Origin of the sequence: Hydrocoleum sp. CS-953 (genome assembly GCF_002260545.1) — a bacterium.
Classification (GTDB): domain Bacteria; phylum Cyanobacteriota; class Cyanobacteriia; order Cyanobacteriales; family Microcoleaceae; genus Trichodesmium.
This window is the reverse complement of sequence record NZ_LGSU01001477.1, coordinates 1-17444: the sequence shown is the minus strand read 5'-3', so window position 1 is coordinate 17444 and position 17444 is coordinate 1. Positions and strand designations below refer to the sequence as shown.

General features: G+C 40.5%; 6 protein-coding genes and 3 pseudogenes. 8 read left to right on the top strand and 1 reads right to left on the bottom strand.

What is annotated here, in order from left to right; all coding sequences use genetic code 11:
• Positions 1–46 precede the first annotated feature (46 nt).
• Entirely contained in the window at positions 47–6721 is a 6675-nt protein-coding gene (locus tag AFK68_RS32295) for a LamG domain-containing protein (RefSeq protein ID WP_094678267.1), read from the top strand.
• Positions 6722–7313: 592 nt separating this feature from the next.
• Positions 7314–9704, top strand: a complete 2391-nt coding sequence (locus tag AFK68_RS32290; protein ID WP_094678265.1) for a hypothetical protein — start codon at positions 7314–7316, stop codon at positions 9702–9704.
• A gap of 346 nt (positions 9705–10050) precedes the next feature.
• Here the strand turns inward: AFK68_RS32290 and AFK68_RS32285 are convergent, their stop codons facing one another.
• A complete protein-coding gene (locus tag AFK68_RS32285) occupies positions 10051–10917 on the bottom strand; it encodes an oxaloacetate decarboxylase (protein WP_094678263.1) in 867 nt (288 codons plus the stop codon).
• Between the two features lie 176 nt (positions 10918–11093).
• On the opposite strand from AFK68_RS32285, the gene mnmH reads away from it, so the two are divergent.
• The 6 genes and pseudogenes from mnmH to AFK68_RS32250 form a co-directional block, all read left to right on the top strand.
• Positions 11094–12125: a tRNA 2-selenouridine(34) synthase MnmH gene (gene mnmH / locus AFK68_RS32280; RefSeq protein WP_094678261.1), complete on the top strand. Its 1032-nt coding sequence runs from the start codon at positions 11094–11096 to the stop codon at positions 12123–12125.
• A 1266-nt stretch (positions 12126–13391) separates the two neighbouring features.
• On the top strand, positions 13392–14297 hold a 906-nt coding region (locus tag AFK68_RS43050; RefSeq protein WP_246844599.1), incomplete at its 5' end, for a hypothetical protein.
• A gap of 848 nt (positions 14298–15145) precedes the next feature.
• Positions 15146–15541, top strand: a pseudogene (locus AFK68_RS40505) (hypothetical protein); the annotation flags it as partial.
• Positions 15489–16078 (top strand): annotated as a pseudogene (locus AFK68_RS47320) (RNA-guided endonuclease TnpB family protein); the annotation flags it as partial. The pseudogenes AFK68_RS40505 and AFK68_RS47320, both read left to right, overlap by 53 nt.
• 1 nt (position 16079) lies before the next feature.
• Positions 16080–16259, top strand: a pseudogene (locus AFK68_RS40500) (RNA-guided endonuclease TnpB family protein); the annotation flags it as partial.
• Positions 16260–16443: 184 nt separating this feature from the next.
• Positions 16444–17444, top strand: a 1001-nt coding sequence (locus AFK68_RS32250) for a GNAT family N-acetyltransferase (RefSeq protein WP_094678251.1), incomplete at its 3' end; no start/stop codon positions are given.

The window sequence follows — 17444 nt, the reverse complement described above, 5'->3', positions numbered from 1 at the left end:
TTTTAAGGCTCGTTCAATATTTAGCATTCTTCTGGCCAATTTCTGCTTGAACCATTTTACCTTATTTCCCAACAACTCTAATATTCAGCGCTGGCAAGTCTTTGCTTATAACAGTGCTACTAGCAAGATTGACTCTTTTAATATTGAACGGGCTGGTGATGGATTGTTTAATACTAAAGGTACTATCTATTATACTAGCCCCGATGCAGAATATCAGAATGCCATTTTCCAACGTCGTCCTGGAGTAGACTCCTTTACGAATCAGGAGTTAGTACCAATTCTTAATACTAAGGGTGGAGCAGAATCAGCACTTAGTTTTAATGGTACTGATAATTATGTGGATTTAGGGAATCCTTCGGAATTAAAGATTACAGGCAATCAGACTATTGAAATGTGGGTCAAACCTTTGTCCTTGGCCAACAGGCAAAGTCTGTTCTGTAAAGCCTATAACGGTGAAGGAGCAATTACCCTAGAAGTAGATGGTAAACTATCCTATTATTATGGTACTGGTGGTAATAATCCTAGTGAGGCCAGTATGGATACCGATACTTTCCAAGGCATCTTGAGTGATTTTGGACTACTACGAGATGAATGGTCTCATATTGCTATTGTCAGGAATTTCCAGAGCAGGACATTAACGTGGTACATTGACGGTGCTTTTGCAGGGGAAGAAATTATTACTAAGGATGCTGCTACAGCAGGTAATGAAAATGTTTTTCTAGCAAAAGGTTATGCCGATAATTTTAATGGTTGTATAGATGAAGTCCGAATTTGGAATCGCGCCCGTACTGGTGATGAAATTAACGAGGATAGACATCATCGCTTGGTAGGAAGGGAAACAGGATTAGTAGGTTATTGGCGATTTGATGAAAATACTGGTGCTACAGTTTATGACCAGACTGATTATGCTAATAACGGTACGATTTCTGGTGCAACTTGGGAAGAGTCAGATGCACTTATTGGCAATCATCCAGGGGTGAGTCGGGATAGTTTTTCATTTGAGGGACGTACTATTGAGTCAGGTTTAACAGCGGTACAGTATTTCCAGCAAGAAGATGCTCAAATTGGTAATGAGCAAGAAAGTAAGCCGATGAAAACTAATGCCCGGGTGATGTTGGCAGTGGCTACAGGTGGAACTGATGCTAATGGGGGGACAACTACTAATAAGTATATTGCTGCATTAGATTTTGCTGTTTCTCGTGAAGGGAGACTAGCACAGATACCAGATAATTTATCTTTGAATTGGCTCAATCGAACGGATATAGATGGTGATTCTATAGAGACTTCTTTTGCTGAAGTTGGGAGTTTGGAAGCGGAAATTAGTCAACTGAAACGAGAGATTCAAGGACTTACGGAAGAGCTTCAATCCATAGAAGAAATGACTCGGAGGTTGGAAGAATTAAATCAAGAAAAACAGCAGCAGAAATCTGCTTTAAAGTATTGGGAAGAAAAAAGGGATAACGGTTGGACTTATATGTATGGAGTTCCGATCAGTGATCTTATCAACTCTGTGGAGGTGAGTCTCAGAGACTTAAATATAAGAATCACTGAATTGGAAATTCAAAAAGCTTCCTTCGAGAGGAAAACAGCAGAGCTAACTCAAAAACAAGCTACCCTAATTACCAAGCAAGAACAACTTGAACGCAAAAAGGAAAAATTATACGGTCAAGTATCATTACCAATGGCTCTGTTACATACAGACTCTGATGGCTTGACTGCTTCCGGGGCATTACTAGCGTTCGCCGATACTAACCACACCCCACAGCTATTTGATAGTGCGATGGGTAAACTAGCTCTTTATTTCCAAGGAACTAGCACACAGTTTTTTACTGCTTACTACGATACCAAAACAGCTCGCGCTCAAAAAATCATTGATTTAGGTGGTAAAAAAGTTAGCTTTCTCGCTCGTTCAACTGGTGCTGAATCAAACGCTGCTACCATTAGTATTAGTGATGGCAATAATCCTGATACCTGTAAAGTTACTATTGCTAACTCGGAAACAGAGATTACTGAAACCTGGGAAAATGTGCCGCGAGACCCCCGGATGTTTAGCAAAGTTCTAAATGGACAGGCAAAGCCTCTCTATTTAGGACAAGTAGCAGAAACATCAGGCACGGTAACTGAACTTACTCTAGTAGAAACAACAAACCGCCAGCTAGCAGCAGGTGATATTCTGAAAATTGGCAATACCCAGGTTACTACTAGTGCGGAAGTTGAATCCAACGCCAATACTATTGGCATCAACAGCGCATCCCTAGAAGCCGAGGAAGACACACCTATCTATCTAATTCCTTACGATTATGCTGCCGATGCCACTGTTACTGATCCATCTTCTACTGATCCATCTTCTTCATCTTCGGCGCTAGAGTTGGATGGTAGTGGTGATTATGTCAGGGTAGAACTCAATGAGCCAGAAACAGAGGTGACTCATGAACTATGGTTCAAAACAGATTCACCAGATTGTGGGCTATTCTGTGTTGTGGCAGGGAATTTGGGGTCAACGGGTAATGATCGTCACCTGTATCTGAGTGGTGGTAACATTAAGTCTCGGATTTGGAGGGGTAGTGAGATTATATTTAGTTCAAATTTGAATCTTGCTGATAATATTTGGCATCATGTAGCCCATGTGTTTGGAGTTTCCGTCGGAGGTCAAAAAATCTATATTGATGGGGAATTAGTCGCAACTGGCTCTAAAAACTCTTCCGATTTTGACTGGCAGGACAGCTTACTCTTCGGTTATTCCAATGACGCTGCTAACAGATATTTCCAAGGTCAAATTGACGAAGTTCGTGTTTGGAACAAAGCTCGTACCCGAGAAGAAATCAAAGCTGATATGAACCGCCGACTTAGCGGTCAAGAATCTGGATTAGTAGGGTACTGGCACTTTGAAAAAGGTACAGCCAGGGACTATAGTGGCAATGGCCATGATGGGACTATACATGGTAATCCTCAAAATGTGTCATCTCCCCCGGCCTTAATCAACAATAGCGATCTACAAAAAGAAAAGAGTTCGCGACAATTTCTGGTCTATTCGGAGGCAACCGAAGGCACAATTCCCAATGGCGCAGTCACAAGTTTGGGTGAGGCACCTTCTTGTCGTTGGGTAGCCGATCCCCCTGGTTTGGCTTTAGACTTTGATGGACAAAGTCAATATCTAGCTATAGGTGAGGATGAAATACCTCGAATGGATGCTACTGCCAACCTAACTCTAGAGGCATGGGTTAAACCCAAAGTAGTCAGCACTGTAGCTCGAATAATAGTTTATAATGACAGAGCCAAAAATAGTCAATATACTCTGGGGTTACTAGAACATGGTAATCCTACCAATGTCGCTTCTGCTATCAGTACCTACAAAGTCTTTGCCGGAGTAGGCGATCGCTACCTCAAAACTAAGGATGTTTTCCCCCTTGATAATTGGAATCATTTGGCTGCCAGTTATAACCAGTCTTATGCCCTGAATTTCATGGGTAACGACTATCTCGACTGTGGCAAAAACCGGGCACTTAATCTGTGTGAAGACTTAACCATAGAAACAGTAGTACAGGTGAGTGACAGCAACTTACGCAGTATTCTCAGTAAAGGTCAGATCGGTTATGGGTTAGAAAAAGAAAGTGTACCCTATACTTTGCAAGTAGAAGCAGGTAAACTGATTTTTTCCTTTGAAGACAGTCAAGGCAGGATTCATAGATTAGAGTCTCCTGCTAACAAAATTCAGACTAATGTAGTTCACAAAATTGCTGTTACTCGTCAAAAAGTTACTCAAGCTACTGACAGTGGAGCAGACCCGGATACCTGGGGAACTGGAGGTATAGCAGACATAACACCAGAAAATATTGATAGTAAGGATGGTGATATTGACAAAGCAATGAAAGCTGATTACGTTGCTTCCAAAAAACGAGGTAAAAACCTCAAGCAAGGTTTGAGAGAGCAGGATACTGCAACTACCTCCCAAGAACCAACATTCATCACTGGTCAAGGAACTGCTCAGTGGCTAGAACTGAAAATGTATATTGACGGTTTGCTGGTATGCAGTCAAGTAATTGAACCTGCTGTTAATCCTGAAGGTAATAATCAGCCCCTAGAAATTGGCAGAACAGGTGGGAGTTATTTTCTAGGTAAAATTTCCGAAGTCAAGCTTTGGAGTCGGGCACTAGAAAAAGGTGAAATTAATCAAAATATTACCGGACAGGAAGAAGGTTTAGTTGCTTGGTGGCAGTTAGAAGAAAACGAAGGCAATCTAGCTAATGATTTCAAAGGAGGCAACCACGCTCAAATTAAAGGTGCAACTTGGTGTAAAAATCCAGATATGGAAGCTTCTGAGTTTCTCCTTTATAGTAATGGTGTTGTCCTAGGAACAGAAGCATTAGATGCTAATGATTCAATGGTCTACCCGATGAGTTCTCAATTCACCCTTGGTGGTCACAAAGCTGGTAGTGGTCCTTCAGATTACAATCAATGCTTTAATGGCATTATGGAAGAAGTCCGAATTTGGAAAGTCGTACGCACTCAAGAGCAAATTCTCGACAATGTATTTACTCGCCTCAAAGGAGAAAAGCAAGACCTAATCGCTAATTACACCTTTGATGAAATTTTTGACAATGAGTTGAAAGACAGCAGTTTGATGGGAAATCATCTGATACTGCGAGTAGATGCTAACAAACCGACATCTGTTTTTTCTGATGCTCCGATCGGTAACGATATCCCTCAAGTGCGTTCAGCTTTAGCAGCAGTTCAAACTGTATTCAATGCTCAGATAGATAGTAGTCCTGCTGTTACCGAGTACGGGGATATGCAATATGACAGCCAACAGAATCTAACTGGAGTCTTCAAACGCTGCTACACTTACATTAAAGATGGTAAATGGCAGTTAATTACTGGTTACAAAGTCGGTAATTTGATTACTGAATGGATATCTCAGGTACAGTTCGACCCTCAGATTATTGGTTACATTGAAGGCGCACCACCTATACCAAGTGAAAACATGACCGTTGGTCCTATATCCCTTGGAGACACTGACACTTACAAACAAGCTAGCACAGTAGAATTAATTGAAGCAGAAGACGTCAATTATAATTTCTCCAGTTCCAAAGAAAATGGTTTCGACTCTTCCTTTGAAGCAGCAATGTCTACAGGTGTAGAGTTAGACCTACGGACTCTACTTGCTCCCCTTGGTTTTGGTGTTTCCTTCAAAGCTCAAGTAAAATTCAAGGTCTCAAGTAGTGGCAAGTTTCAATCTTCCGGCGGTTGGACTGATGAAAGCAGAATCACTAGCGGGCGAACAGTAACCAGAAATATGCGGGCAACTGCGGTAGGTTATTGGGAAGATAAAAATAATCTGCTCAATCCCCGCTTGGGGCAAAGGTATGTGCCTAATAATCAGGGGTTTGCCCTGGTACAATCAGAAACAGCCGACGTTTTTGCATTGCGTTTAGCTCATAATAAAGCTCTGATTTCCTATCGTTTTCAACCCAACCCTGATATTCCCAAGGATTGGAATATTATCTCGTTCCCCATTAACCCCCGTTATACTAAACAGGGAACCCTAGATGGTAAAGTTGGTTATCAACCCGATGGCAGCGTCCAAACTGACCCCGATTATCCCCAAGCCACTCAATATGGGGAATATAGCTACTTTAAACCCATAGAAACCTATGCTCTGAAACGACAAATAGAGAGGGAAGCAGCAGAATTGAAAAATTATTATCAGAACTATGACGCTTCTCCTCTATCCAATAGCATTCTCAAAGATGTAATGAGTACCAATGCTGGACTTTTAGCTAGTGGTGCTGGGGCTATTCCTATTGGAGGAATAGGTTTAGGAGCTGCCACCACCTTTGGCAGTCTTGCTGATGCCCTGACTAAAGACCAAAGTCTACCAGAAAAATTTGCTACTCGTAATATTGCTAATACCTATGTCTGGACAGCCGACGGGGGATTCTATGCTGAAACTACTAATACTATGGATGTGAGGCAAGAATCGAGTAGTGGTAACTATTCTTTTAATACCAATTTTGGTGGCGGTATTTCTTTGAATGTATCTGCTGCTGGCTCTTTTGGATTTGATTTGAATGGTAGCACGGGCGGTCATCTGAATATGACTCAATCAAAAAGTGCGGAAACTTCTCAATCTTTTCGACTTGAAGTACAGGTTAATCCCCAGAACAACTTGTACAAGTATGAAGTTCCTGAAGACCAAAAAGATTGGGAGTCAACTTATGTAGATTATTTGCTCCAGTATGATACTGAGGGTAATCCGATCAAAGTTCCTGGCAAGGTTGATGCCTATCGGTTTATGACATTCTACCTAGAACCGAAAGCAGAAAACTTTGAAGACTTTTATGCTAAAGTAGTAGACCCGATCTGGATTGAGCAGAGCGACAATCCTAATGCTCAAGCTCTACGGGAAGCCAGGCAAAGCGAGAAAAAACCAGCTTGCTGGCGGATTATGCACCGAGTTACTTTTGTTAGCCGTTTGCTACAAGATTTTAATGATGATGCTGCTTCTCAGTTAGCTAAGGATGCAAAAGCATTGAATATTGAAAGCAACTGGCAACTGATTAAAACATTAGAGCCTTTTATCAAGAATAAAACAGATAATTTTGTGCAGCTTGCCGATGCAGTACGGGATGCTTTAGAACAGCATTTACCAGAATTGCAGCCTCACTCACCAGAAATTATTGCATACATGGCGCAATACTATGGTTTGCCAGAGGATGCCTAATCATCTTTAGGTTGGCTTTTGCCTCTTAACCCAACCTAACTGTGGCTTCAAGGGGTAGCCTCAGTTATTACTAGCAGGAATCTACCCCTTGAAGCCCAACCTTAGAAAATCTATTTCTTTTAGGACTTAGGCATGGACGCTATTTGTAGGGTGTGTTAGCGCACTTCGTAAGGCACCAATACCCCTTATGTAGTGCCTTTGCGTAAGTCCTGTCCTTGCTACCACACATAAATATTTAAGAAATAATCATCATGCCAACTCAAACAACTCAAATCGATCTTTCTGATTTTGACCAATTCAAAAGGAACTATGACAAGAATCGGTTCAATACGACCAGGACGGGTTAACTAATTTGTGGATGTAGGGCTAACTACGGAACTGAACAACCACAGGCAAACAGGTCTCATCAGTTATCAGTACCTCAATGAAATAGGGAGGCTTGAAACACTGAATTTTCTTTTTTTATCCCCTTGAAAGGGGAAGCTTGAGAGCTTATTTTCTAGTAAACTTGTAAAGGAGATAGCATTGCTGTGTCCTTATCAATATCAAAATATCAAGCAATTTTTTTTATTTAATTAGGAGATTAGGAATTATGCCGGAAAATCAAATTATTTCTTGGGAAAAATTTCTCGAAGGAATGACAGAAAGATATAAGCAGGATTTTATTGATAAAGTTACAAAACACTCAGGTGGAAGTATAGATAAAACTAAAGCTGACGAGTACTTTCGGACTTTTGTTACAGCTCTATACAATAATCGAATTGAAGGTATTGGAACTTATGGTAAATACTTTGAAGGAGATGAACGTAACAATCCTCTAAAACGCAGAAAAGGAAGACAAGACTTAGTTAATGCCTTTCTCCAGGAAGTATCTAATTTTATTAAAGCATTTGGAGGCGAAGTATCTGCTAAGGGTTCAACTCTATTGTGGAGCGATGCTGGGATTGGTAAATTTGCTGCTAAAAACAAGGAAATTCTCAAAAGTGCTGGAGTTACTGATGAAAATGCTCAAATTCTCAATCAAACACAAATTGGTCAACTTTGGGATGAACTAAACATTGTCAAGGAAGATTCTGAGGAAATAGGTTATATATGGGACGTTAAATATAATCTCTGGGCTAGCGTGTCTAAAGAATTTGCTGAGAATGCTAAGGGTGAAGTCCATGTCTTTCTGCCAAGAAATATTGGTGCATACACAGTTTTCTGGAACGTAGAATTACCTGCACTGCGTGAAAATATGAAAAAAAAGACAGAGCCTGATAGAGTTACTAAAATAACCATTCATAGTCTCACAGATGAGGCTTTTGAAAGGGTAGAGGTTACAAGAAAAAACAAAGATGAGAATGCTAGGCGTGAAATCATGCTTGATTCCAATAGTTGGCAAAATTTAGACTTTTCAGAAGCTACTTTAGAAGTACCGGCGTTTTCCGATAAACAAAAGGAACTGTTTCAGCATTCCAATCCTTTGTTCTTTGCCAAAATGGACGACTACGTCAAGAATAATAAAACTGCTGGCACAATTACTATTAGGAAGCTTACTGATATACTCCGAGGCTGGAAAGGTCAAACCAGTAGAAATATTGAGCTATATCGAAAAATTGCGGATAAATATGGTCACATTCCATCAGTTCCCCTTGAAACTGTCGACAAGATGGCTAAAGGTCAACCAACAAATAGTGAGCTTCAACAATACAGTGACAAGTTAGTAGAAAAGTTTCAAAAGGATCTCAGTGCCAAGGAACCACAGTCTTATAACGATAGTGATATAGAAATTGTTACTCGTTTGCTTCATCAGAATTATACTCGCTTGCAAAATGCTTCGAGTGTGGAAATGTCTACGAAGATCATCTCTAAAAGCGAAGTTGCCAAGCTTGTCAGAACAGACCCTGGAACAATGACAGTGGGTGGTTTCAGTCACTTTAATGAGTATTCACGAAATTTATCTGCCAAAGATGCGATTGAACAATTTGGACTAAATTACCAATACCAAAATGATTCTGGAGAAACGGTTAAACCTTACTTAATGTCTGTAGATGGTCGAGATGCCACACTGCCATTTGTTTACTATTTTACTACACCAGTGACAAATGAGATTAAAAAGCAAGCTAGGATACCTCTTGACCCGACAGTGAAAGCAAGGCTAGAGGCGATCGCCAATGATGCCAACAGAGATGACAATGATGAACTCAAAAAAATGGCAAAAGAACTTACTACTCCTGGAGTTTATCATGAACTGACACCTAATACTGATAAGAATCAACCCAGATATGGTACTCAAAGTGATGGTAACCAATCCTATGCAGGTATGCTACGTACAACTTATTCTACAGCAGACTCTCAACTCTCTCCAGGAACAATGATTCGAGCCAAAGGGCCTAACGGCGAGGATTTTAAAATTGCTGATTGGGATGGTTTGACATGGACTGTATCTCCTCAAAGTACAAATGATTTACCAGATTGGCTCAAAGGTCAGGGAAGACCAGAAGATCGACTCAACGTTGAAACAGAGTTAAAACAATGGAAGTTCTTAAGTGACGATAAAATTACACCACCTACTAATATTCCAGCACCAGTAAAAGCTTTTATGGAACATCATTTCCAAACGAGTTTAAATGGTATCACTATCCAAAAAGGTGGCATTCTAGATAGTGATGCTTCAACGAGTACATTAATTAAATTTAAGCCAGGAGAGTATAACGATACGACACAAGAAGGGTTAACGAAAATTGCTGATAAGTTAGGTGATGCACTCAAGCTTCAATTTCCCAATAGCAATAGCCAAGCTAGTTTTTCTGAAGCCATAAGTAAAATCAATAATGAGTTACCTCAGAAGTCTGCATCTATTAAGAATGATTTGATGATACTACGGCGACCACCTCAAGTTAGCTTTGCTGACCTCATTGCAGCTCAGAAAACTCCGTCTAGGTACATTACAGGAAGATCTCCCTCTCTGTCAGGAAGAAGACCTACCTCAAGACGATAATCCTATAGAATCGGGTATAAAAGTCGTCCTCCGCGACGATAGGAAGCAATCTCGCATAACTCCTGAGATTGCTTCCTTCCACGGAGTGACCGTCGCAATGACTACAATAACTAATTATCCGGATTTGATATAACTACTTCTGCAATAAATCTAATCTAATCAAGTGTAGATTTTAATTGCCAGATTGAATTAATATATTAATTTGGTAACACAAGCATCCTGCTTGTTACAGACACCGAAGCCTATGTTACAAAACTTCACCATCCTCAAAAGTGCTGTAAATGTTCCCAGTGCAGGATATTGCCCGCGTAGGTGTACCTAACCAAGGTGGAATCCCGTATATAATTTAATCAACTGAAAACTTCCCCTCCAACTCTCGATATTTAGGCACTTCAATAATCTTTTCAAAATCCTGGAATGAAACAATATCTGTCAACCCTGCCGTAGTTCCATTTTCAAATAATTGACGATAACAATTTATCATTGCTTTAGTGGCAGAAAATAATCCAGACAAAGGATAAACTACTATTTTAAAACCCATGTCTGCCAACTCCTGACCTGATAAAACCGGAGTTTTTCCACCCTCAATCATATTGGCAAATAAATATACATCTTTAAAAGCAGTAGCGATCGCCTGCAAATCTTCCACGGACTGAGGTGCTTCAATAAAAATAACATCTGCACCAGCTTCAGCACAAGCACGTCCCCGCTTAATAGCTTCATCCAAACCCAATGGCGCACGAGCATCAGTCCGAGCAATAATCACTAAACCACTATCACTCCTAGCATGAACCGCCGCTTTAATTTTCTCTATGTGTTCCGCCATGGGAATAACCCGCTTACCCTCAAAATGACCGCATTTTTTCGGCCATTCTTGATCTTCCAAAATAATTCCGGCAACTCCCATATTCACAATATCAGTCACAGTTCTAATCACATTTAACGGGTTCCCATATCCAGTATCAATATCAGCTACTAAAGGAATATTTACCGACTCAGTAATACGCCTGACAGTGTAGAGCATTTCTGTAGCAGTGAGAAAACCATAATCAGGGCGACCAAGAGTAGAACCAGAAATGCCAAAACCGCTAGTAAAGACAGCAGAAAATCCTATCTGCTCCACAATTTTTGCTCCAATGCAATCATAAACCCCAGGCAGAACCAAAGTTCCTGGTTGTTCCAATATTTGACGTAATTGTTGGCCTGCAGTCATAATACCCTCCCAGAATAAATATGATAGAATTTTATACCAATAGGGACTTATTACACAAAGAAACCAGGTTTCTCGTGAAAAGTAGGTTTCTGGGTTCACCTGCGTAAGTCCTGAATAATTTATACTTATTCCTTCTTCCTTCTTCCTTCTTCCTTCTAACTTCTTCCTTTCTAAATATGCCAAAATCTCTCAAACCTGACGCATTTTTCCAAGCACCGGGAATTATCCTCGATGTTCGTAGTCCTGCCGAATATGCTCAAGGTCATATTCCTGGTGCTGTTAGTTTCCCTCTATTTAATAATCAAGAACGTGCCCTAGTCGGAACTTGTTATAAACAAAAAGGCAAAGATGAAGCTGTAGAACTAGGGTTAGCGATCGCTGGTCCGAAATTAGCTGATTTTGTTGCCCATGCCAAAACTTTAGCTCCAGATCGTCAAGTTATAATTCACTGTTGGCGCGGTGGAATGCGCAGTGCTTCGGTTGGTTGGTTACTAGAAACGGCTGGATTTAATGTTACTCTACTCATCGGCGGTTATAAAGGGTTTCGGCGTTGGGCGCTTTCTTTATTTTCAGTTCCCCAAAAAATTATTGTTTTGGGTGGAATGACTGGCAGTGGCAAAACAGAGATATTGTGTGCTTTAAGAAATATGGGGGAACAAGTATTAGACTTAGAAGCTCTTGCCAAACATAGAGGTAGTAGTTTTGGTGCTTTGGGTTTGTCACCTCAACCTACGAATGAGCAATTTTGGAATCTTGTAGCAATGGAATGGGCGAAGTTTGACCGGAGTCAACCTGTATGGGTGGAAGCTGAGAGTAAGCGTATTGGGGTGTGTCGTATTCCCCAGGAGATTTTTGCACAAATGGAAAAGGCGACAGTGATAGAAATCAGTCGCAGTCGTCAGGAAAGAGTCGCCTTTTTGGTAGAAATATATGGAGAAGCGCATATTAATGATTTGATTGCTGCTACCGAACGTATTCGTAAAAGGTTGGGAGGTGTACGAGCGAAAGAAACGATTAGTTTTCTGAGGGAAGGAAATTTGGCAGCAGCTTCAGATTTAATTCTCCACTATTACGATAAAACCTATATTTATGATTTGGAGAAAAGGAGTGGTACTATTTATAAAGTTAATGTTTCTGGGTTGTCGGCGGTTGATGCTGCAATATTAGTGCAAGAGAAAAGTGAGGAGTTGAGAAGTCAGGAGTCGTAGGGGCGATTTCGTTGTATTAGGTATTGTGGCAGGGAAAACGCCCCTACTAGATATGCAGGGCCGTTTCATTCTTGCTTAAGGCTCCAGCTGCAGTGGAGCAGGGGAGAATTTTCCACGCTTTACCCACAGGGCATCCCCAATATTCATCAATTATTCTTAAAGGTTAAAAATACGAATAGTTTTGATTTGAGGCCATTGAACCAGATATTTAGACAGAGTNAATTTTCCACGCTTTACCCACAGGGCATCCCCAATATTCATCAATTATTCTTAAAGGTTAAAAATACGAATAGTTTTGATTTGAGGCCATTGAACCAGATATTTAGACAGAGTTTAATAACACTTATCGACTGAAAAATCGGCACTGATATGGCTAATTTCTCTATTTTCTGCTCCTAAACATCTCCCGTTCTCCTTAAATTGTTAACTCACGATACTTTTGAAACGGCCCTACCTACTAGATATGGGGGTTATGCGTAAGTCCTGTTAATATTTGTTTTCATTGATAACACAGAATTGTTGTATAATGGAATACTAATCCATCAGTAAACTGAAACTCAAAATCTTAAAATTCTATGAAAGCATCTCCTAAAATCTATCCCCATCAAAACCCAGAAACAAACCAACATATTCTCAACCCTAACGGTGCAGAAATCATTCTTGGTGCAGTATCTTCCGATTCTTTAGTTGTACCACTCAAACCAAGTACAACCACAATGTTCGGACCTCGTGGCGCTTGCATCATCTCCGAANGTAAACTGAAACTCAAAATCTTAAAATTCTATGAAAGCATCTCCTAAAATCTATCCCCATCAAAACCCAGAAACAAACCAACATATTCTCAACCCTAACGGTGCAGAAATCATTCTTGGTGCAGTATCTTCCGATTCTTTAGTTGTACCACTCAAACCAAGTACAACCACAATGTTCGGACCTCGTGGCGCTTGCATCATCTCCGAAACAGGTCCTTTATGGGTATCAGATACCGGACATCATCGGTTATTGGGATGGCGACAACGCCCTGAAACTGAGGCGCAACCAGCAGACTGGGTTATCGGACAACCAGACTTTTCTCAAGAGGGGCAAAATGCCAACGGTCAAACAACAGCAGCAACTGTTAGTGTTCCCACTGGTATTTGTGCTTATGGGGAAGGGTTGGCGGTGGCAGATGCTTGGAATCATCGGGTGTTAATTTGGAAACAACTACCAGAAGATAATAATGTTCCTGCGGATATCGTGTTAGGTCAAGCAGATTTTTCTGGAAANGGACAACCAGACTTTTCTCAAGAGGGGCAAAATGCCAACGGTCAAACAACAGCAGCAACTGTTAGTGTTCCCACTGGTATTTGTGCTTATGGGGAAGGGTTGGCGGTGGCAGATGCTTGGAATCATCGGGTGTTAATTTGGAAACAACTACCAGAAGATAATAATGTTCCTGCGGATATCGTGTTAGGTCAAGCAGATTTTTCTGGAAATGAACCAAACCGAGGCAACTCCGACACTGCTGCTGACCGAATGCACTGGCCTTATGGTGTTATCTGTCATCAAGGTAAACTATGGGTTGCAGATACGGGCAACCGTCGGGTGTTGATGTGGGAGCAGTTACCAGAGATTAATGGGCAACCAGCAGATTTGGTTTTGGGGCAAGCAGATATGAATTGTCGGGATGAAAATGGTGGGGGTGAGGCAACAGCAGCAAGTATGCGTTGGCCTCATGCAATTACTTTTTGGGGCGAACGTTTGGTTATTACGGATGCTGGCAATAACCGGGTGATGATTTGGGATGGTATCCCCACTGAGAATAATCAACCTTGTGCTGTGGTTGTTGGTCAATCTCAATTTAAGACAGTACAGTTAAATCAAGGGGTTTATTTTCCTTCTGCTGTTAGTCTGAGTATGCCTTATGGTGTCACTGCGGTTGGTGAATGGTTGATTGTTGCTGATACAGCTAATTCTCGGTTATTAGGTTGGCAGGATGTTGCGGAAATGGGAACTCCAGCGTTAGCATTGACTGGTCAACCTGATTTTAAAAGTAAGGGCGAAAATGCTTTGAGTTTGTATCCGACTCGGCAAAGTTTGTGTTGGCCGTATGGAATCTCTGTTTGTGGCAACACTGCTGTTATTGCTGACTCTGGAAATAATCGGGTCTTGTTGTGGTCTTTGATTAATTGATAATGGATAATTACCTGTGGTTGAAATCTTAACGGAATTGCAGATAAGAAAATCTCCTAGTAAATATGACAAAGAAACCGGGTTTGTATTAAATATCTCCAGAAAAGAGGGAACAGGGAACAGCGGTGCGACCCCGCGTCGGCGACAGACGCAAACGCCAGTTCCTTCAAGTCGGGAGACCCGCCCAACGGACTGGCTTGGGAATGCGCACCAAGAGAGGGAACAGGGAACAGGGGGGAGTAATTGATAATTTATGGATAAGAATTGATTTTATTTTTCATTTTTGGAGAAGTCTATTAGATATCTCATCGCCAAAAGTCGGTAAGTGGGAAACCCGCCAGTTTTAACGGCGGGATGGAAGCGATCCGATGGGTTTTAACCGATAGTCATATTGACATTTCGAGATTGTTTCGCTAATATAGATATTATACAGCGAAAACTATTGTATGTACCTAACTCAAAAGAACAAAATTAGAAATTTGTCTAGCACCGAATTTAAAGCATTAAGACAATTGTGCATATTATCTAAAAATATGTACAATGTCGGCCTGTATTCCGTGCGACAATTCTATTTTTCTGAGGGCGGATATCTAAGGTATGAATCCAACTATCATTACTGCAAAGAAAATGAAAATTATCAGTTACTTCAAACCGATATTGCACAGCAAATCTTGAAAGTGGTTGACAGGTCTTTTAAGTCATTTTTCAACTTAATTCAGAAGGCCAAAGAAAGTCTATATCGGTTTGAACAAATACGAATGCCTAGATACCTCAAAAAAGAGGGTTACTTCCCTTTAATAATACCTCGAATTAGGGTAAAAGACGGATATTTTAACATTCCAATGTCNTCATTTTTCAACTTAATTCAGAAGGCCAAAGAAAGTCTATATCGGTTTGAACAAATACGAATGCCTAGATACCTCAAAAAAGAGGGTTACTTCCCTTTAATAATACCTCGAATTAGGGTAAAAGACGGATATTTTAACATTCCAATGTCTAGGAAATTCAAGGCTCAATACGGTGCAGTAAAAATACCTTTTCCTGAAAGATTAGCAGATAAGAATCTCAAGGAAGTTAGAATAATTCCTAGATATGATGCCCAGTTTTTTGAAGTAGAATTTATTACGGAGGAGGAGCCACAACCAGCAGTAAAAACAGATAATGTCGTAGCAATAGACCTTGGCTTAGACAATAAGCGCCACTTGTGTATCAAATACTGGGTCATCGTTTATTTTAGACGGTAGAAAAATTAAATCAATCAACCAGTGGTACAACAAAGAAAATTCTAGATTGCAATCTATAAAGGATAAACAGGGCATTAAAGGTTTAACCAAAAAACAAATTAGTATCACTGTAAATCGGAATAATAAAGTCAGGGACCACTTGAATAAAGCTGCTAGGTATTTAATCAACTGGTGTAGTAAAAATAGAATATCTACTCTAGTTGTAGGTGTTAATCCTGGCATGAAGCAAAATATCAATTTAGGCAAAAAAACTAACCAAAAGTTTGTACAAATACCTCACCATAACTTTAGATTTAAACTAAAAGCTATGTGTGATAGGTATGGTTTAACCTACAAAGAACAGGAAGAATCTTATACATCTAAAGCTAGCTTTTTAGACGGGGATGAAATACCTGTGTATAATGCGGACAATCCAACTGAATATAGTTTCAGCGGTAAACGAATAAAACGTGGTTTGTACAAAACTAGGGAAGGAAAATTGATAAATGCCGATTGTAATGGTGCTGCAAATATTGGAGTAAAAAGCAACCTGAATGGNCGTGGTTTGTACAAAACTAGGGAAGGAAAATTGATAAATGCCGATTGTAATGGTGCTGCAAATATTGGAGTAAAAAGCAACCTGAATGGGTTTACCCCGGACAGATTAGAGGCATCTTTGGCTATGCCATTAAGGGTAAAATTTGACGTGACTTCAGTCCGTCAAATTTGTTCCACTTAAGAATCCACACGACTTTCAGTCCGTGGAGTGTCAAAATACTAACATCTGCTCACACAAACCCGGTTTCTGTAACTTTCAAATAATTTTTAACTTTTGACTTTTGAATTGTGACTTTTGACTTTCAATGTCAACTCGGTAAAGAATAGATTAACTTAGATATCGAATATGTCGATGAGAGTTAACAATGATCCAACAGCCTAAACCTCAATATTCTTTAGCCTGGATTGGTAAAATTTCAGAAGTCCCTAAACCAGAGTGGGATGCTCTGGCCCAACCTTTAAAAACACCCTTCCTAGAGTGGGACTGGCTCCACAATATGGAAAAATCTGGTAGTGTCGGTGGTAGAAGTGGATGGCTACCGCAACATTTAACGGTATGGCGAGACAGGCAACTCATAGCAGCAGCACCGCTATATGTCAAGGGGCACAGTCAAGGTGAGTTTGTCTTTGACCATCAATGGGCCGAAGTTGCCTATCGCATAGGTATTGAGTATTACCCGAAATTATTGGGAATGTCGCCTTTTACTCCTGCTGAGGGGTATAGATTTTTGATTGCTCCTGGGGAAGATGAGGATGAGATAACGGGTATGATGGTCAGTGAGATTGACCATTTTTGCGATCGCCACAATATTTCTGGATGTCATTTTCTCTATGTCGATCCAGAATGGCACCCTATTATCAAACGTAATGGTTTTACCAATTGGCTCCATCATAGTTACATTTGGCAAAATCATGGTTATCAAACTTTTGACGACTACCTGAAGGTATTTAATGCTAACCAACGTCGTAATATTAAGCGGGAACGAAAAGCAGTAGGAAAAGCTGGTTTGCAAATGCAGACTTTCACTGGGGATGACATACCGAAAGCGTTGTTTTCTAAGATGTATACTTTTTACGAGAGTACCTGCGATAAATTTGGTTGGTGGGGAAGTAAATATCTGACGAAGCGGTTTTTTGAACAGTTACATCACGACTTTCGCCATCGAGTATTATTTGTTGCTGGTTATAGTGAAGATGATGATAGGTTGCCAGTCGGAATGTCATTTTGTATTACCAAGGGCGATCGCCTTTATGGACGTTACTGGGGTAGTAGTTATGAAATAGACTGTTTACATTTTGATGCTTGTTATTATGCACCGATAGAATGGGCGATCGAGCATGGTGTTAATAGTTTTGATCCTGGTGC